The organism is Novosphingobium sp. FG137, assembly GCF_057809735.1.
The window spans coordinates 161,513-178,034 of the sequence record NZ_JBMDKN010000005.1 but is presented as its reverse complement, the minus strand read 5'-3'; the positions used below and the strand labels follow the sequence as shown (position 1 = coordinate 178,034).

The following is a 16,522-nucleotide window of genomic DNA, read 5'->3' as shown; positions in this document are numbered from 1 at the left end:
AACGGCAGCGAAGATCAGCGCTTTTTCACGAACTCGGCGCGCAGGACGAGGCCTTTGATCCCGTCGAACCGGCAGTCGATTTCCTGTGCGTCGCCGGTCAGGCGGATCGACTTGATCAGCGTCCCGCGCTTCAGCGTTTGCCCCGCACCCTTGACTTCAAGATCCTTGATCAGTGTGACTTGGTCACCGTCCGCAAGAAGGTTCCCCACCGCATCGCGCACCTCGACAGTGCCTTCCGCCGCGCGCTTCGCAGCAAGCTCGGATGCCGGCAGCCACTCACCGCTGTCTTCGTCGTAGACGTAGTCTTCATCGCCGCTCATGACTTGTTTGCTTCCCGAAAGGGCAGGACGCCCGAAACCCATAAGGCCAGCCACACGAGGACCGGCTGCAGAAACATCCGCGGCACATGATAGCCAAGGCCCAGTCCGTGATCGGGCCGCGCCATGTCGCGGATGAAGTGAACGATGTTGGCCGGGAATACGCAGACGGCATAAGCCGCTAGGCCCCAGCCTGCAGCCCGGCGCAGCGCCGGAGACCACGGTTGAAGCAAGCCCGCCGCGCCCGCCAGTTCGGCCACGCCGGTCAGCGCGATCACCAGTTCGGGCTGCGGCACCCATGTCGGCATGATGCCGAGGAACGGGCGGGGGGCAAGCAGATGCAGCACCCCGGCAAGCGCATAGAGCAGCGCCAGAACCCAGCGCGTCAGGGTGCGGATGCGGCTCAGTCGCGCAGCAATTCGTTGATGCCGGTCTTGCTGCGGGTCTGCGCATCGACCGTCTTCACGATCACGGCGCAGTAGAGTGACGGCCCGGGCGTACCATCGGGCAGGGGCTTGCCGGGCATGGCGCCGGGCACGACCACGGCATAGGGCGGCACGCGGCCCATGTGGACTTCGCCCGTCGCCCGGTCGACGATCTTGGTCGAGGCACCAAGGTACACGCCCATCGAAAGAACAGCTCCTTCGCCCACGATCACGCCTTCGGCGACTTCGGAGCGCGCGCCGATGAAGGCGCCGTCCTCGATGATCACCGGGCCAGCCTGCAGCGGTTCGAGCACCCCGCCGATCCCGGCGCCGCCGGAGATATGCACGTTCTTGCCGATCTGCGCGCAGGAGCCGACCGTCGCCCAGGTATCGACCATCGTGCCTTCATCCACGCGGGCGCCGATGTTCACGAAGCTCGGCATCAAGACCACGCCCTTGGCGATATGCGCCCCGCGCCGCGCGACCGCACCGGGAACCACGCGGAAACCCGCCTCGCGGAAGCGGTTCTCGCCCCAGCCTGCGAACTTCGAGGGAACTTTGTCGTAGGCCGGCGCGCCGCCTGCACCATGCTCGATCACCGCGTTGTCATTGAGGCGGAACGAGAGCAGTACTGCCTTCTTGAGCCATTGGTTGACGGTCCATTCCCCGTCTACCTTTTCGGCCACGCGGACCTTGCCGCTATCCAGCAGTTCGAGCGCGGCATCCACCACTTCGCGCACCGCAGCACTCGCGGGCGTGACGTTGGCGCGGTCCTCCCACGCGGTTTCGATGGCGGCCTGCAGCTCTGCGGTCATGATCGGGGCTCCCGGGGAAATCAGAGCGCGCGGCCTAACCGAGCGCACGCTCGCGGGCAAGCGAATCGAGCCATTGCGGCAGATCGTCGATGACGAGGTCGATCGCGGCGTCGTCCTTGGCCCGGTCGCCCCATTCGCTGGCGCAATCTATCCAAACGGTCTGCATGCCCAGCGCCTTGGCCGGCGGCAGGTTGCGCGCCGAATCCTCGACGAACACCGCACGCTCGGGATCAAAGCCGAACGCCTCGATCAGCCCGTGGTAGGCGGACGGTTCGGGCTTTGGTTTGTAGTCCATCGCGATGACATCCCACATGCCCTCGAACAGACCGTCGAGGCCGAGCGCGGACAGCACCCGTTCGGCATAGGGTTTGTCGCCATTCGTGAAGATCAGCCGCCGCCCGGGCAGGGCCGCAATACGCTCGGCAAGGCGCGGGGCCTGCGCCAGCACCGACATGTCGACATCGTGCACGAAATCGAGGAACTCGCGCGGGTCGATAGCGTGGTAGTGCATCAGTCCGGCCAGCGTGGTGCCGTGATCGTGGAAATACATCTTCTGCACCCGGCGCGCCTCGGTTGCATCGCAGCCGAGCAGATTGGCGATGAACTGGCCCATCCTCTGGTCGATCTGGCCGAACAGGCCGCAGGCCGGGGGATAGAGCGTGTAATCGAGGTCGAAGATCCAGCAATCGACGCGGCCGGGGTCAAAGGGCAAGGGACAAGCTCCCGGCCAGCTTGAGATTGACGGGCTTTTCGGAGAAGAGGGCGGTCATGGCCAAACCCGTAGAGACTGATCTTTTCATGCCGGCCACCATGCCAGCGAACGGGATCGCTGTCAGCGCCGGAAACGGACCGGCTTTGCAATCCGGGTTGATCGTGGGCGTCGACGAAGCGGGGCGCGGGCCGCTCGCGGGGCCCGTTGTGGCCGCCGCCGTCGTGCTTGGGGCCGCGCCGCCGAAGGGACTGGCCGATTCCAAGGTGCTTAGCGCCGCGCGCCGAGCCAGGCTCGAGCCTGCGATCCGGGAGACCTGCCACTGGGCCCTCGGCATCGCCGAGGTGGAGGAGATCGACCGGCTCAACATCTTCGCCGCGACGATGCTCGCGATGACCCGCGCCATGGCCGCGCTTGCCTCGCAACTGGGCGAAAGCGGGATCGGCATCGTGCTGGTCGATGGAAACATGACACCGGCGAAGCGCTGCGCGGACTGGGTCTGGCCCGCGCGGGCGATCGTGAAGGGTGATGCTAGCGAACCTTGCATTTCCGCCGCATCGATCCTTGCCAAAGAGCACCGGGACCGCTTGATGCGCGCCGCAGCCGAGGCGTTTCCGCACTATGGCTGGGAGCGCAACGCGGGGTATGGAACCGCGGAGCACCTGTCCGCCCTGCGCCTCCACGGTGCGAGCCCCCATCATCGCCGCAGCTTTGCCCCGGTGGCGGCGGTCATCGGCTGAGCCCGCCGAAACTTTTTTCGCCGGTGAATCCGGCCAGCCACACCCACCAGATATGGCGTGCGGCGGATCCGGCGGACTCCAGATATAGACGCGGACTCGTTCCGTTCTCACCCTGCAAGGTGTCGCGACTCGCCAAAATCCGGCGAGTCGCCGCTTGACGGCGAGTCCCGGATGATTCACCAGTCGGGCGGCATCAGCAGGGGACAAGGCAGCGATGGTGGTTCTGGCAAAGGAACGTCAGGCGAAGGCGGCAGCGCGTGCGCTGCGCAGCAATGCAGCGGCAGCGGTCAGCAAACTGGCGCTTCCGCTCGGGCAGATCCTGCGCGGTGACTGCATCGAACGGATGCGCGAACTGCCTTCCGGCTCGATCGACCTGATCTTCGCCGATCCGCCCTACAATCTGCAACTTGGCGGCGATCTCGCGCGGCCCGATGGCAGCCATGTCGATGCCGTTACCGACGATTGGGACAAGTTCGACAGCTTCGAGCGCTACGACACCTTCACCCGCGAATGGCTGACCGAGGCGCGCCGTCTTCTGAAGCCCGATGGCGCGATCTGGGTGATCGGATCGTATCACAACATCTTCCGCGTCGGCGCGCTGCTGCAGGATCTCGGCTTCTGGATCCTTAACGACATCGTCTGGCGCAAGGCCAATCCGATGCCCAATTTCAAGGGCACCCGCTTCACCAACGCGCACGAAACGCTGATCTGGGCCTCGCGCAGCGAGAAGGCGAAGTACACCTTCAACTACCGGGCGATGAAGACGCTCAACGACGAACTGCAGATGCGGTCTGACTGGGTACTACCCATCTGCGGCGGCCCGGAGCGAATCCGCAAGGACGGCGTGAAGGCGCACCCGACGCAGAAGCCCGAAGCGCTGCTCTACCGTGTCATGCTGGCGACGACCAAGCCCGGCGATGTCGTGCTCGATCCCTTCTTCGGCACCGGCACCACCGGTGCGGTCGCCCGCCGCCTCGGCCGCGAATGGATCGGCTGCGAGCGCGAAGAAAGCTACATCGCGGTGGCCGAAGAACGCATCGCGGCTGCGCTCCCGCTCGATGAGAGCGCGCTCACCACGATGATGAGCAAGCGCAGCGCACCGCGCGTCGCGTTCGGCCAGCTTGTCGAAAGCGGCATGATCGCGCCAGGCGCACAGCTGTTCGATCGCAAGCGCCGCTGGACCGCGAATGTACGCGCCGATGGTTCGATCCTCTCCGAGGCCGCGTCCGGCTCGATTCACGGGGTGGGCTCGGCGGTGCAAGGCGCGCCGGCCTGCAATGGCTGGACCTTCTGGCACATCGAGCACGAGGGCGAGGTCAAGCCGCTCGATGCGCTGCGCCAGCTCTATCTGCTTGCGGTCGAGGACTGACATGCTGCTGCTGCTGGGCATGATGCCCGATCCGCTGGTGCTGCGCTGCCATGCGCGCTGGACCAAGGGGATGGTCCTGCTTGCGGTTCGCCTCGCCGCGCGCCGCCGCGCGCGCTAGACCGCTGCCATGGCGCAAAAACTCTACCTTCGCCCGATCGCCTTTGCCGAGAGTCCGCAGAGCGAGGAGGGCGGAGCGATCCGCCTTGCCGGCGGGCTTGTCTATGTGTCGCGCTTTGCTCTGATCGTGCGCGATGGCGGCAAGGTCGTCTCGCGGCGCCGCTTCAGTGCTGACGAGGCGAACGCCGTGCTGGGAGCGCTTCCCAATGCCTTGGCGGCCGAAGCCGCAGCGCAGTGGGCCAATCTCAAGGCCCAACACGGCCCCCTCATCTGCGGCGCGCGCACGCTGCGGCTCGATCAGCCGCAGGTCATGGGCATCCTCAACGTCACGCCCGACAGCTTTTCCGATGGCGGCAAGTTCCTCGACAAGCCGGAGGCCGCGCTGGAACATGCCGCAGGCATGCTGGAGGCAGGCGCGGCGATCATCGACGTCGGCGGCGAATCAACCCGTCCCGGCGCCCCGGCCGTCTGGGAAGGCGACGAGGTCAAGCGCGTCGTCCCGGTCATCGCCAAGCTGGCCGCAAGCGGCGCTGCCATTTCCATCGACAGTCGCCGCTCGACCGTAATCGCCGAGGCGCTCGCGGCGGGTGCGCATATCGTCAACGATGTCTCCGCGCTGCGCCACGATTCGCGCTCGATGGAAGTTGTGGCGGCCAGCGGCGTGCCGGTTGTGCTGATGCACGCGCCGGGCGCGGAAAAGGACCTTCATGCCGATGGCCACTATACCGACGTGGTCCTCGATGTGTTCGATGCCCTGCGCGAACGGCGCGATGCAGCGGTGGCAGGGGGCATCGCGCGCGAGAAGATCCTGCTCGATCCCGGCATCGGTTTCGGAAAGTCGCTTGCCGAGAATCTGGCGCTGATCAACGCGCTGCCGCTGTTCCATGCGCTCGGCCAGCCACTGCTGCTGGGGGCCAGCCGCAAACGGATGATCGGCGCGCTGTCGGGCGAAGCACCTGCGCACCAGCGGCTTGGCGGCTCGCTGCTGCTGGCGGCGAAAGGGTTCGATGCGGGCGCACAGATGGTTCGTGTCCACGATGTGGCGGAGACGGTGCAGGCCCTGCGCGTCTGGCGCGGCCTGCGCGATGCAGCGCTGACGGACTTCAGCCAACTCGGCGCTTGACCGGCAGCGGCGGCGCGCCAAGCGCCTCGTTGTCCTCGCCGATCCGCGGTGCGGGCTTCACCTCGAAGCTCCCCACCGAGAAGGTCACCGGGCTGCGCATCTTGAGGTATTCGCCCTCGGTCGGGTGGGTGCGCTGCTGGAAGAAGTCGACCGCCTTCAAGTGCGGATCATCAATCACATCATCGAGATCGCGCACCGGCATGCAGGGAATCTGGTGCTCGGCCATTTTCGCGGCCCATTCGGCCATGGTGAGCTTGGGCGTGCGCTTGGCCATTTCCTCGTAGAATTCGCTGATATTGCGCATACGCGAGGGGTAATCGATGAAGCGCGGGTCCACGGCGAGTTCGGGCGCTTCGAGCAGTTCGATCACGGTATCGATCGCATCGGGCGTATAGGGCACGATCACCACATAGCCGTCCTTGGCGGGGAAAGGCTGGCGGAACGGATCGAGCTGACGCGGATAACCGGCGGGTTCCTTTGGTGGCACCAGCGTCTGCCCGTAGAGGTGCTCCTGCATCATGAAGTGCGTGAAGGCTTCGAACATCGGCACTTCAACGAACTGCCCTTCGCCAAAGCGCAGCTTGTGGATCACTGCCGCCATCACGGCGTAGGCGCCGTGCAGGCCTGATACCTTGTCGGCGATGAGGGAGGGCAGAAAGCGCGGAACCGGATTGCCGTCGACCCGCCCAAGCAGATTGGCAGTGCCAGTCGCGGCCTGGATCACGTCGTCGTAGGCCTGCAGATCGCTATAGGGTCCGCCCGAGCCGAAGCCGGTGCAGTGCACGTAGATAATGTCGGGCTTGATGGCCTTGACCGCTTCATACCCGAAGCCCAGCCGCTCGATCGCCTTGCCGCGCACATTGTGGATGAACACGTCTGCCTCGGCGAGTTGCGCGGCAAGCGCTGCCTTGCCGTCCTCGCTCTTCAGATCGAGCGCGAGGCTGCGCTTGCCCTTGTTGAGATTGAGCGTGCATGGTCCCATGCCGGGCGTCGCGCCAGGCTTGCCGGCATGGCGGAAGATATCGCCCCCCGGTACCTCGACCTTGATCACATCCGCGCCGAGGTCGGCTAGCGTTTCGGTGGCGTAGGGGCCGAACACCACGCTGGTCAGGTCAACGATGCGAATGCCTTCCAGCAGCTTCTGCCCAGCCATCATGCTCTCTCCTCGGGATGACCCGGTTCCATGCCGGGCTCTGGCCATTAGGGATCGATCCTCAGAGCGAGAATCCTCCATCGCTTACCAGCACTGCGCCGGTGGTGGAGGCTGCCATATTGGAGAGGAGGAAGCCGATCTGGCCGGCAATTTCCTCCGCGCTCGCAAACCTGCCGAGCGGCGAAGTCTGCTGCGCCAGGGCAGCAAGCACCGCTTCACGGCTGCCGAGACGCTCGCTTTCCTGGCGAATGAACTCCATCTTGTCCCAGATCGGCGTGTCCACCCCGCCAGGCGCGATCGCGTTGACGCGGATGCCATGGGGTGCGCCTTCGTTGGCAGCAATCCGCGCCATCTGGGCCATCGCGGCCTTGGACGCGCCGTAATCGATGGGGGCTTTCCCGCTGATGCCCGATACCGAGCTGGTCAGCACGATCGAGCCTGCACACGCGGCTTCGTCCGGCGAGGCGTGCATCATGCTCTGCATGGCACAGCGCAAGGCGAGGAACGCGCCATCGAGGTTGACCGACATGGTGTCGCGCCAATCGGTGAAGTCGAGATCCACGATGGGCTTGCCGGGGCCGGGCACGCCGGCGTTGATCACGGCGTGGTCGAGCCGCACGATCTCGCTGGAGATCAGTGCCCACAGCGCCGGATCGCTCACATTCCCGCCGTATGGCCGCACCTTGCAGGAGAGGCCAAGAGCCTCGAGGCCGGGCCGGTCGAGATCGACCAGCACCAGTTCGGCCGCGCCGCGCGCATCAAGCCAGCGGGCGCAGGCCGCGCCGATGCCGGACGCGGCGCCGGTGATGAGGATCGTCTTGCCCGAAAAGTCGAAGTCGCCTGCCATGACGGCAAGCTAACCTCCGGGACGCATCCGCATCAAGCGACGTTGTCGATCCCGAGCTCCGAAAGCTTGCGATAGAGCGTCGAGCGTCCGATCCCGAGCCGCCGGGCGACTTCGGTCATGCGCCCGCGATAGTGGCCGATGGCGAGGCGGATCACATCGGCCTCGATCTCTTCCAGCGGGCGCAAGTTGCCGTCCGCGGCATAGAGCGTGACCCCCGCGCCTTCGCTCTGGGCGGGCGCGGATCGCGGCGTTTCGCCGATCATGTTCGACAGGTTGGGGAAGTCCTGAGCTGTCAGGGCCTCGCCGTCGCAGAACACGGCGGCGCGGAACAGGGTCGCTTGCAGCTGGCGGACATTGCCCGGCCAGTCGTAGGCCGCAAGCAGCGCCAGCGCGCCATCGGTAATGCCAAGCGGCCTCAGGCCAGGCTGTTCGCCGATACGTGTCAGGAAGTGGCGGGCAAGCGCCGGAATGTCCGCCGCACGCTCACGCAGGGCCGGAAGGTGCACGTGAACCGTGCTCAACGCTTCGAGCAGAGCCGGATCGAACAACTGTGCTTCGACCAGATCATCCAGCGCGGCGTTGCTGCACACGATAACCCGTACGTCGAGCCGGAAGCTGTGGCGCGCGCCGATGGGCTGGATATCGCCGCGTTGGAGGAACTGGGCGAGCCGGGCCTGCGCCGAAAGACAGAGCCGATCGATCTCGTCGATCACCAGCGTGCCGCCATCGGCATGTTGCAGCGTGCCGACATGGCGCTCGAACGCGCCGGGGAAGGCGCCTTTCTCGTGGCCGAACAGCACCGATTCGATCTGGTTGGCGGGAATCCCGCCGGCATTGACGATGCGCAGGGGTGCCTTGGCGCGCGGGCTGGCCGCATGCATCGCGCGCACCAGCATTTCCTTGCCGGTGCCGCTTTCGCCCTCGATCAGCACGGTGTTCTGGGTCCGCGCGGCCTTTGCCGCGACGGCCAGCGCGGCGCGGAAGCTGGGGGCAGCACCGATCATCGAATCGAAATCGAGCGTGCCGGTGAACTTTTCGGTGAGCGGTTGCAGCTCTTCGGGCGATTCCTCGCGCCGGGTCGCCGTGCGCAGAGCCTGGAGCAGCCGGTCGGGCGCAACCGGCTTGATCAGATAGTCCGAAGCACCCGCACGCATCGCCTCCACCGCGAGCAGCGGCGAAGCGCTGGTGGTGATCATGAGGATGGGCAGCGCGGGCCGACGCGCCTTGAGCTCGGCGATCAGGGCGCACGCGCTGTCACCCGGAACCCATTGATCCAGAATGATTGCATCGAGCTGCATGCCCTGCCGCGTGCCGAGCGTGGCAATCGCCGTCTCGGAATCGCGAGCGATGATCGTGCGCCAGCCTTCACGCGCGGCCAGTGCCGAGATGAGGCGGCACTGCGCTGGTTCGTCGTCAATCAGCATGAGCAGCCGATCAGTGGGCTCTGCCATGGCTTTCCCGGTCCTTTTGCATAGTGCCGGGGTCTAGCCCAATTGGGTAAAGACCAGATTAAGTGCAAACCCACCGGTTCCGCTTGAGCCGGGGTTGCGCCGCCGCTAGAGGATGCGGTCAATTGGTCGTTTAAAACGCAATCAGGAAGGGTTTGTCATGGGCGCCACGAACAATGCCGGGAACAACATGAAGGCAGCGACGGCCACCTACGAAGGCTTCGTTGGCATGGTCAAGATTGCCACGCCGGTGATCGCAGTGATCGTGCTCTTCGTCATGTACCTGATCGCCTGAGCTCGCGCATGGGGGCGACAACAACGATCGCGGTCCTGCGCGAGCGGGCCAGCGGTGAGAACCGGGTGTCGGCGACGCCCGAGACGGTGAAGAAATTCATCGGTCTCGGTGCTGCCGTGCGCGTGGAAACGGGTGCAGGCATGACCGCCTCGATCAGCGATGAGGCCTATCAGGCCGCTGGCGCCGAGATCGTGGCGAGCGGGGCGGCAGCCGGCGCGGATATCGTGCTGGGCGTGCAGGGGCCGGAAGTCGATCTTCTCGCCGGGGCCAATCCCGGGGCGTGGATCGTCGCCGGGCTCGAACCCTTCGCCAAGCGCGAGCGCGTCGATGCCTATGCCGCTGCCGGGTACGAGGCGCTGGCGATGGAGTTCATGCCGCGCATCACACGCGCGCAGTCGATGGATATCCTCTCCTCGCAATCGAACCTTGCCGGTTACAAGGCGGTGATCGTGGCGGCGGACCTTTATGGCCGCGCGTTCCCGATGATGATGACCGCGGCAGGCACCGTTTCGGCGGCCAAGGTCTTCGTGATGGGCGTCGGCGTGGCCGGCCTTCAGGCAATCGCCACCGCGCGCCGCCTTGGCGGGCAGGTTTCCGCCACGGACGTGCGCTCGGCCACCAAGGAGCAGATCCAGTCGCTCGGCGCCAAGCCGATCTTCGTGGAGAACGTCGCGGGGATCGAGGGCGAGGGCGCAGGCGGCTATGCCACCGAGATGAGCCCGGAATACCAGGCGGCGCAGGCCGAACTGGTTTCCAGCCACATTGCCAAGCAGGACATCGTGATCACCACCGCGCTGATTCCGGGCCGCCCGGCACCGCGCCTGATCACCGATGCCCAGATCGCAACGATGAAGCCCGGCTCGGTGATCTTCGACCTCGCCGTCGCGTCGGGCGGCAATGTCGAGGGATCGGTCGCGGACGAGGTGGTCGAAAAGCACGGCGTCAAGATCATCGGCTATTCCAACACCGCCACGCATCTTGCCGCAGACGCCTCGGCGCTGTTCAGCCGGAACCTGTTCAATTTCCTGTCCGCCTTCTGGGACAAGGAGCAGGGCAAGCCCGTGCTCGATGAGGAAATCGGCAATGCGATCCGGCTGACACAAGGCGGCAAGGTCGTCAACGAACGACTGCTCGGGTGAGGGGGCTTTAGAACATGGACTTCATTTCAATCCTGAGCGTGTTCGTGATGGCCTGCTTCGTGGGCTATTACGTGGTGTGGTCGGTCACGCCCGCGCTCCACACGCCGCTGATGGCGGTTACCAACGCCATCTCCTCGGTCATCGTCGTCGGCGCGCTGGTTGCCGGCGCGGCTGAGGGATCGGTCGTTTCCAAGTGGCTGGGGCTGCTGGCCGTGGTGCTGGCTAGCGTCAACATCTTCGGCGGCTTTGCTGTCACCGAGCGCATGCTGGCGATGTACAAGAAGAAGGAGAAGAAGTGATGGAGCACATCACCACTCCTCCCTGGGCCATGCTCGCCTATCTGGTTGCGGGCGTCCTGTTCATCATGGCGCTGCGCGGGCTTTCGAGCCCCGCCACGTCGCGCGCGGGCAACCGCTATGGCATGATCGGCATGACCATTGCGATGGTCACCACGTTGGCCACGCACGGCCTCGCCAGCCTGCCTGAAATCGCAGGCGCGATTGCGGTCGGCGGCGGCCTTGGCTTCGTCACGGCGCGCAAGATCAAGATGACCGACATGCCGCAGCTCGTGGCGGCGTTCCACAGCCTCGTCGGCATGGCCGCCGTGCTCGTCGGCCTTGCTGCCTACCTCAACCCGATCGCGTTCGGCATTGCCGGGCCGGACGGGGTGATCGAGGTGCAGAGCCGCATCGAGATGGGCCTCGGCATCGCCATCGGTGCGATCACCTTCTCGGGCTCGGTCATCGCGTTCCTCAAGCTCAACGGCAACATGAGCGGCTCGCCGATCATGCTGCCCGGTCGTCACGCCATCAATCTGGGCACCCTGATCGGGATCATTGGCCTCGTCGGCTATTTCACTGTGGACCAGAGCCCGTGGGTGATCGCGGTGATTACCGCGCTCAGCTTCGCCATCGGCTTCCTGCTGATCATTCCGATCGGCGGCGCAGACATGCCGGTGGTCGTCTCGATGCTCAACTCCTATTCGGGCTGGGCCGCGGCGGCGATGGGCTTCACGCTCCACAACACCGCGATGATCATCACCGGCGCGCTGGTGGGCTCGTCGGGCGCGATCCTCTCGTACATCATGTGCAAGGCGATGAACCGCAGCTTCATCTCGGTGATCGCGGGCGGCTTCGGCGCAGCACCGGAAGCGAGCAGCGGCGGCGCGGCCAAGGTGCAGCGTCCGTGGAAGCGCGGCGCGGCAGAAGACGCGGCCTACCTGATGAAGGAAGCCGAAAACGTCATCATCATCCCGGGCTACGGCATGGCGGTGGCGCAGGCCCAGCACGTGCTGCGCGAGATGGGCGATCTGCTCAAGAAGGAAGGCGTCAACGTCAAGTACGCCATCCACCCGGTCGCCGGCCGCATGCCCGGCCATATGAACGTGCTGCTCGCCGAGGCGAACGTGCCGTATGATGAAGTCTTCGAACTCGAGGACATCAACGGCGAGTTCGCGCAGGCCGACGTCGCGTTCATCATCGGCGCCAACGACGTGGTCAACCCGGCGGCCAAGACCGACAAGTCCTCGCCAATCTACGGCATGCCCGTGTTCGACGTCGACAAGGCCAAGACGGTCATGTTCATCAAGCGCTCGATGGGCGGCGTCGGCTATGCCGGTGTCGACAACGACGTGTTCTACATGGACCAGACCATGATGCTCCTCGCCGATGCCAAGAAGATGGTCGAAGACATCAACAAGGCGCTTGCACACTGATGCGGTGCTGGTCGGGGATCGCAGCCGTGCTGGCAATTGCGCTGGCAGGCTGCACCCCGGCCAAGCTGGCCGAAGGGCGCGTGCGCTCGGCCTTGATGGACGCTGGCCTCTCGCAGCCCAACGCCGCCTGCATGGCGGAGCGGATGACAGACCGCCTCACGCTCGGTCAGTTGCGCAAGCTGCAGGCGCTGCAAAGCCCCAAGCGCTCGATCGCGGACTACGTGATAACCGTCCGCCGCGTGGGCGACCGGCAGCTGGTCGAAGTCACCGTCAGTTCCGCGCTGCTGTGCGCCAGTGGTCTGGCGCCCGAAAGGAAGCCGGGCTAGGGCGCGACATCCGCTCAGCCTGGAGGTCCATCTCAAACATGCAGGTCACGTCGTGACGGAGCGCGCACCCTGGGCCTGTGATCCCGAACGCTCGCGCGGCCGCGAATTCACGTTGGCCGGAGAGACTGTGCGCGGCCCCCGCAGCGTGTTCCAGCGCGACCGGGACCGCATCATTCACTCGATCGCGTTCCGCCGCCTGCGCCACAAGACGCAAGTGTTCATCGCGCCCGATGGCGATCACTACCGCGTGCGCCTCACTCATAGCCTCGAAGTCGCGCAGATCGGCCGCGTGATTGCCCGCGCGCTGGGGCTGGACGAGGATCTCACCGAAGCGCTCTGCCTTGCGCACGATATCGGCCATCCGCCGTTCGGCCATGCAGGCGAGGATGCGCTGGAAGAAGCCATGGCCGAGCACGGCGGCTTCGATCACAACGCGAACACGCTGCGCGTGCTGATGCGGCTCGAAAGCCCCTATCCCCGCCACGATGGCCTCAATCTCACCTGGGAACTGCTCGAAGGCCTCGCGAAGCACAATGGCCCGGTCTACCAGCCGACATGGGCGCTCGCCGAACTAGACGCCGCCTTCCCGCTCGATCTGGCGCAACACGCCTCGCTCGAAGCGCAAGTCGCGGCGATTTCCGACGATATCGCCTATGACAACCACGATATCGACGATGGCCTGCGCGCAGGGTTCCTTACACTCGATACGCTGCTGATGTTGCCGTCGCTCGAAGCCCAGTGGCGCGATATCGAGGCCCGATTCCCCGGCGCCCCGCGCGACCGACTGCTGCGCGAATTGGTGCGCGGGCAGATCGGGCGCATGGTCAATGACGTCATCGGCGAAACGCAGCGCCGCCTTAAGGACAGCGGCGCGCAGACTTGCGACGAAGTGCGCGCCGCAGGCCGCACGCTTGCAGGCTTCTCACCAGCGATGGCGGTGGAAGAGCGCACCTTGAAGGCCTTCATGTACAAGTCGCTCTATTTGCATCCCGAGCAGGTCGGCACGGCCGACCGCGCGCGGGCGGTCATCGCGCGCCTCTTTGCGACCTATCGCGCCGCGCCGGAAAACCTCCCCGATAGCTGGCGTGCGAGCCTGCCGGAGATTGAGCCTGCGCGCAGCCGCCATATCGCAGACTTCATGGCCGGGATGACCGACAAGTACGCCATGGATTGCTACGCGAGGCTCTTTGGAGAGCGACCCGAAGGCCTCAGCAACGTCTAGTTGTGGATTGCATCGGAACCGGCCTTACCCACCGATTCGATATCTCGTCCCGCGCCTTTGACGGTGTTGCAGGCGGCCGTGCCCAGTAGCAGGCTGGCAAGTGCCACGGAAAAAATCACCTTGCGTACCATGTTCGTTATCCCCTTAATCGGCTGATTAAGCCGCGCGCCCAAGCAGGGCTGCATGTGCCCTGCATGAGGCAGGATAACGTGCGGAAACCTGCAAGGTTCCGACGCGGCATGAGGGTGAGGACCGGTATATGCGCGAGACAGCAGGCTTCGAGACTTTCGACGCGTTCTTCCGATATTGGAGCGAGCAGAGGCCGGACGCGGTCTCGCACGAGCAGGATGGCCGCAAAACGACCTTTGCGCAGCTCGAACTGTTCTCACGCCGGTATGCAGCGTTCCTGCGCGAACACGGCGTGGCGAAGGGGGACCGGATCGCGTGGATCGGCAAGAACTGCGATCTCTATTTCCAGATGCTGCTGACCTGTGGGCGGATCGGCGTGGTCATGGTGCCGATTGGCTGGCGGCTCGCACCTGCCGAGATGGCCTATATCCTTGAGGACACGCGCGCGAAGCTGGTGTTTGCAGGCGAGGGGTTCGAAGCGGTGGCACATGAACTCGCCGCCGTTGCACCGCAGAAACCAGGCGTTATCGAAGAAGGCGAAGCCCGCGCTGCGATCCCTGCAGCGCCTGCCGATCCGATCGTGGCGGCAGAGCCCGAGGCTGCCTTCCTGCAGCTCTATACCTCCGGCACCACTGGCAAGCCCAAGGGCGCGGTGCTGTGCCAGCGCAATTTCATGGGCCTGCGCGCACCGGCGCTCGATGCCGGGCTGCCCTGGGCCGAATGGGAGGATGACGAGGCGATCCTTGTCTGCATGCCCTGCGCGCATATCGGCGGCACCGGGCTTGGCACGATGGCTTTCTGCGGCGGCGTGCGCGCCATCGTGCAGGCTGAATTCACCGCCGAAGGCGCGCTTGATGCGATCGGGCAGGGGATAACCCGCTTCTTCATCGTGCCCGCCGCGCTGCAGATGCTGATCCAGCATCCCAAGGCGACCGAGACCGATTTCACGCGCCTCAAGTACGTCATGTACGGAGCCGCCCCGATTCCCCTCGAACTGCTGCGCCAGGCGGTTACGACGATCCCCAACGCCGCCTTCATGCAGTGCTACGGCATGACCGAGACGACGGGCACGATCGCAATCCTGCCACCCTCGGACCACGAACTTTCCGGAAATGCCCGCATGCGCTCGGCGGGCAAAGCCTCGCCCGGCGTCGAGATCCGCATCGTCGATGGCGAGGGCAAGGAAGTTCCCCGCCACACCGTGGGCGAGATCCAGACGCGCTCGAGTGCCAACATGCTGCACTACTGGCAGCTGCCCGAAGCGACTGCGAAGACGCTGACGCCGGATGGCTGGGTCTGCACCGGCGATGCCGCCTACATGGACGAGGACGGCTATGTCTTCATTCAGGACCGCATCAAGGACATGATCATCTCGGGCGGCGAGAACGTCTACCCGGCCGAGGTCGAAAGCGCGATCTACGGCCACCCGCAAGTTGCCGAAGTCGCGGTGATCGGCGTGCCCGATGCGCGCTGGGGCGAGGCGGTGAAGGCCTGCGTCGTTCCGCGCGAGGGCTGCGAGGTCGATGAGGCGAGCGTGATCGCCTGGGCGCGCGAGCGCATAGCCGGGTTCAAGGTGCCCAAGTCGGTCGACGTGATCCCCGCGCTCCCCCGCAATCCTTCGGGCAAAATCCTGCGGCGCAATCTGCGCGAACCCTACTGGGAAGGCATGGAGCGCCAAGTCAACTAAGCTGCCGGGGAGCGCTCCCCGGCGCGGCTGCCGCGCACCTGTTCGCGCCAGGCGATGATCAGCCCCGCCGCGATGATCGCGGGGGCGCCGATCCAGGTCTGCGCCGGGGGCAGGTGCGCGAAAAACAGCCAGCCCCACAGCGTCGCCCAGCCAAACTGCGAATAGTCCATGACGATGACGCTGGAGACGCTGCCATAGCGCAGCGCCGCCGTCATCAGCAGCTGTGCCATGAGCCCCGTCGCGCCGATACCGGCAAGCATGGCCCAGCCCGCAAGGTCGTGATGCGGCAAGCCAGTGCGTAGCATGAACAGCGCGAACGGCGGGGTGCAGAAGGCGGAAAACCAGAACACCACGCTGACCGGCTCTTCGGTGCGGCCAAGATCGCGCAGTTGGATCGAGATGAGTGCCACCATGAAGGCCGCGCCGATCCCCGTTGCAAGGCCCAGCAACGGCAGGTGCGCGCGGTCGGGGCCGGCGATGATCACAACACCGGCGAGCCCGAGGAGCACGGCAGTCCAGCGCCAGATGCCCACCTTTTCGCGCAGCAGCACGACTGCCAGCAAGACTGCGAAGATCGGTGCGGTAAAGCCCAGTACAGTTGCTTCCGCCAGCGGCAGGATCTGCACCACGCCAAGCGTGAGGAACATGCCAAGCCCGCCGATCAGCGCGCGCCGCGCGTGAATCCAGGGGCGCTTCGTGGCCAAACGGCCGACCTGTCCCCGCACCGCGAGCCAGCCCAGCAGCACAATACCGGGGAAGAATTGGCGCCAGAACAGCGTTTCCGGCAGCCAGATGCCATGTTCGCCGCTCAGCTTGACCAGCAGCAGCATCACCGAAATTGCCGCCATGGCCATAAGGCGCAGGGCGAGCGCATAGATCGGGCGTTGCGTGGGCGGCATGGCCCCCGCCCATAAGGCAGGGGCTACGCGGATCAAGCGTTTACGATG

General features: G+C 65.5%; 19 protein-coding genes. 10 read left to right on the top strand and 9 right to left on the bottom strand.

Annotation, left to right across the window (positions count from 1 at the left end; translation table 11 throughout):
- Positions 1-14: 14 nt before the first annotated feature.
- Genes ACODS2_RS15480 through ACODS2_RS15465 form a run of 4 tightly spaced genes read right to left on the bottom strand, consistent with a single transcriptional unit; the run spans position 15 to position 2,269 of the window.
- Positions 15-320: an alkylphosphonate utilization protein gene (locus ACODS2_RS15480; RefSeq protein WP_298170105.1), complete on the bottom strand. Its 306-nt coding sequence runs from the start codon at positions 318-320 to the stop codon at positions 15-17.
- Positions 317-715: a DoxX family protein gene (locus tag ACODS2_RS15475; protein ID WP_488999857.1), complete on the bottom strand. Its 399-nt coding sequence runs from the start codon at positions 713-715 to the stop codon at positions 317-319. The genes ACODS2_RS15480 and ACODS2_RS15475 overlap by 4 nt, the downstream gene beginning before the upstream one ends.
- Before the next feature lie 5 nt (positions 716-720).
- The gene (gene dapD / locus ACODS2_RS15470; RefSeq protein WP_298170107.1) at positions 721-1,557 is read right to left on the bottom strand and encodes a 2,3,4,5-tetrahydropyridine-2,6-dicarboxylate N-succinyltransferase; all 837 of its coding nucleotides are present in this window, start codon (positions 1,555-1,557) and stop codon (positions 721-723) included.
- A gap of 34 nt (positions 1,558-1,591) precedes the next feature.
- Positions 1,592-2,269 (bottom strand): pyrimidine 5'-nucleotidase, encoded by a 678-nt coding sequence (locus ACODS2_RS15465; protein WP_488999638.1) that lies wholly within the window; start codon positions 2,267-2,269, stop codon positions 1,592-1,594.
- 98 nt (positions 2,270-2,367) lie between these two features.
- Between ACODS2_RS15465 and rnhB the strand changes: the two genes are divergently transcribed.
- The 3 genes from rnhB (at position 2,368) to folP (ending at position 5,615) form a co-directional block, all read left to right on the top strand.
- Entirely contained in the window at positions 2,368-3,006 is a 639-nt protein-coding gene (gene rnhB, locus ACODS2_RS15460; protein WP_488999856.1) for a ribonuclease HII, read from the top strand.
- Positions 3,007-3,220: 214 nt separating this feature from the next.
- Complete coding sequence (locus ACODS2_RS15455) at positions 3,221-4,375, top strand: site-specific DNA-methyltransferase (RefSeq protein ID WP_298170113.1); 1,155 nt, start codon at positions 3,221-3,223, stop codon at positions 4,373-4,375.
- A 127-nt stretch (positions 4,376-4,502) separates the two neighbouring features.
- Positions 4,503-5,615, top strand: coding sequence for a dihydropteroate synthase (gene folP, locus ACODS2_RS15450; protein WP_488999637.1), 1,113 nt, complete (start codon positions 4,503-4,505; stop codon positions 5,613-5,615).
- Here folP and ACODS2_RS15445 read toward each other — a convergent pair.
- From ACODS2_RS15445 to ACODS2_RS15435, 3 genes are read right to left on the bottom strand one after another with little or no spacing between them, the layout of a single operon-like run.
- On the bottom strand, positions 5,596-6,771 hold the full coding sequence (locus ACODS2_RS15445) for a CaiB/BaiF CoA transferase family protein (RefSeq protein WP_488999636.1): 1,176 nt from the start codon (positions 6,769-6,771) through the stop codon (positions 5,596-5,598). The genes folP and ACODS2_RS15445 overlap by 20 nt on opposite strands.
- A gap of 58 nt (positions 6,772-6,829) precedes the next feature.
- A complete protein-coding gene (locus ACODS2_RS15440; protein ID WP_488999635.1) occupies positions 6,830-7,615 on the bottom strand; it encodes an SDR family NAD(P)-dependent oxidoreductase in 786 nt (261 codons plus the stop codon).
- Between the two features lie 32 nt (positions 7,616-7,647).
- Entirely contained in the window at positions 7,648-9,066 is a 1,419-nt protein-coding gene (locus tag ACODS2_RS15435; protein WP_298170126.1) for a sigma-54-dependent transcriptional regulator, read from the bottom strand.
- Positions 9,067-9,223: 157 nt separating this feature from the next.
- On the opposite strand from ACODS2_RS15435, the gene ACODS2_RS15430 reads away from it, so the two are divergent.
- From ACODS2_RS15430 to ACODS2_RS15405, 6 genes are read left to right on the top strand one after another with little or no spacing between them, the layout of a single operon-like run.
- A complete protein-coding gene (locus ACODS2_RS15430; protein ID WP_298170130.1) occupies positions 9,224-9,358 on the top strand; it encodes an aa3-type cytochrome c oxidase subunit IV in 135 nt (44 codons plus the stop codon).
- Between the two features lie 8 nt (positions 9,359-9,366).
- The gene (locus tag ACODS2_RS15425; protein WP_298170188.1) at positions 9,367-10,497 is read left to right on the top strand and encodes an NAD(P) transhydrogenase subunit alpha; all 1,131 of its coding nucleotides are present in this window, start codon (positions 9,367-9,369) and stop codon (positions 10,495-10,497) included.
- 14 nt (positions 10,498-10,511) lie between these two features.
- Entirely contained in the window at positions 10,512-10,796 is a 285-nt protein-coding gene (locus ACODS2_RS15420; RefSeq protein WP_298170191.1) for a proton-translocating transhydrogenase family protein, read from the top strand.
- Positions 10,796-12,211 carry an NAD(P)(+) transhydrogenase (Re/Si-specific) subunit beta gene (locus ACODS2_RS15415; protein WP_488999634.1) on the top strand — a complete coding sequence of 472 codons (1,416 nt, stop codon included), beginning with the start codon at positions 10,796-10,798 and terminating at the stop codon, positions 12,209-12,211. The genes ACODS2_RS15420 and ACODS2_RS15415 overlap by 1 nt, the downstream gene beginning before the upstream one ends.
- Positions 12,211-12,537, top strand: a complete 327-nt coding sequence (locus tag ACODS2_RS15410; protein WP_421838350.1) for a hypothetical protein — start codon at positions 12,211-12,213, stop codon at positions 12,535-12,537. The genes ACODS2_RS15415 and ACODS2_RS15410 overlap by 1 nt, the downstream gene beginning before the upstream one ends.
- Positions 12,538-12,556: 19 nt before the next feature.
- Positions 12,557-13,759 (top strand): deoxyguanosinetriphosphate triphosphohydrolase, encoded by a 1,203-nt coding sequence (locus ACODS2_RS15405; RefSeq protein ID WP_488999855.1) that lies wholly within the window; start codon positions 12,557-12,559, stop codon positions 13,757-13,759.
- Here ACODS2_RS15405 and ACODS2_RS15400 read toward each other — a convergent pair.
- Complete coding sequence (locus tag ACODS2_RS15400; RefSeq protein WP_298170202.1) at positions 13,756-13,890, bottom strand: entericidin A/B family lipoprotein; 135 nt, start codon at positions 13,888-13,890, stop codon at positions 13,756-13,758. The two genes, ACODS2_RS15405 and ACODS2_RS15400, sit on opposite strands and share 4 nt — an antisense overlap.
- Positions 13,891-14,018: 128 nt before the next feature.
- Between ACODS2_RS15400 and ACODS2_RS15395 the strand changes: the two genes are divergently transcribed.
- Complete coding sequence (locus ACODS2_RS15395; protein WP_488999633.1) at positions 14,019-15,575, top strand: long-chain-fatty-acid--CoA ligase; 1,557 nt, start codon at positions 14,019-14,021, stop codon at positions 15,573-15,575.
- On the opposite strand, the gene ACODS2_RS15390 is transcribed toward ACODS2_RS15395, so the two are convergent.
- On the bottom strand, positions 15,572-16,474 hold the full coding sequence (locus ACODS2_RS15390) for a DMT family transporter (RefSeq protein ID WP_488999632.1): 903 nt from the start codon (positions 16,472-16,474) through the stop codon (positions 15,572-15,574). The genes ACODS2_RS15395 and ACODS2_RS15390 overlap by 4 nt on opposite strands.
- Positions 16,475-16,522: the final 48 nt, after the last annotated feature.

What these genes read in the sequence shown, in the direction of transcription:
- ACODS2_RS15445 (WP_488999636.1), bottom strand. Translation starts at nt 6,771, where the DNA reads ATGATGGCTGGGCAGAAGCTGCTGGAAGGCATTCGCATCGTTGACCTG.
- ACODS2_RS15415 (WP_488999634.1), top strand. Translation starts at nt 10,796, where the DNA reads ATGGAGCACATCACCACTCCTCCCTGGGCCATGCTCGCCTATCTGGTT.
- dapD (WP_298170107.1), bottom strand. Translation starts at nt 1,557, where the DNA reads ATGACCGCAGAGCTGCAGGCCGCCATCGAAACCGCGTGGGAGGACCGC.
- ACODS2_RS15395 (WP_488999633.1), top strand. Translation starts at nt 14,019, where the DNA reads ATGCGCGAGACAGCAGGCTTCGAGACTTTCGACGCGTTCTTCCGATAT.
- ACODS2_RS15440 (WP_488999635.1), bottom strand. Translation starts at nt 7,615, where the DNA reads ATGGCAGGCGACTTCGACTTTTCGGGCAAGACGATCCTCATCACCGGC.
- ACODS2_RS15390 (WP_488999632.1), bottom strand. Translation starts at nt 16,474, where the DNA reads ATGCCGCCCACGCAACGCCCGATCTATGCGCTCGCCCTGCGCCTTATG.
- ACODS2_RS15480 (WP_298170105.1), bottom strand. Translation starts at nt 320, where the DNA reads ATGAGCGGCGATGAAGACTACGTCTACGACGAAGACAGCGGTGAGTGG.
- ACODS2_RS15400 (WP_298170202.1), bottom strand. Translation starts at nt 13,890, where the DNA reads ATGGTACGCAAGGTGATTTTTTCCGTGGCACTTGCCAGCCTGCTACTG.
- rnhB (WP_488999856.1), top strand. Translation starts at nt 2,368, where the DNA reads ATGCCAGCGAACGGGATCGCTGTCAGCGCCGGAAACGGACCGGCTTTG.
- ACODS2_RS15410 (WP_421838350.1), top strand. Translation starts at nt 12,211, where the DNA reads ATGCGGTGCTGGTCGGGGATCGCAGCCGTGCTGGCAATTGCGCTGGCA.
- ACODS2_RS15425 (WP_298170188.1), top strand. Translation starts at nt 9,367, where the DNA reads ATGGGGGCGACAACAACGATCGCGGTCCTGCGCGAGCGGGCCAGCGGT.
- folP (WP_488999637.1), top strand. Translation starts at nt 4,503, where the DNA reads ATGGCGCAAAAACTCTACCTTCGCCCGATCGCCTTTGCCGAGAGTCCG.
- ACODS2_RS15420 (WP_298170191.1), top strand. Translation starts at nt 10,512, where the DNA reads ATGGACTTCATTTCAATCCTGAGCGTGTTCGTGATGGCCTGCTTCGTG.
- ACODS2_RS15455 (WP_298170113.1), top strand. Translation starts at nt 3,221, where the DNA reads ATGGTGGTTCTGGCAAAGGAACGTCAGGCGAAGGCGGCAGCGCGTGCG.
- ACODS2_RS15430 (WP_298170130.1), top strand. Translation starts at nt 9,224, where the DNA reads ATGGGCGCCACGAACAATGCCGGGAACAACATGAAGGCAGCGACGGCC.
- ACODS2_RS15435 (WP_298170126.1), bottom strand. Translation starts at nt 9,066, where the DNA reads ATGGCAGAGCCCACTGATCGGCTGCTCATGCTGATTGACGACGAACCA.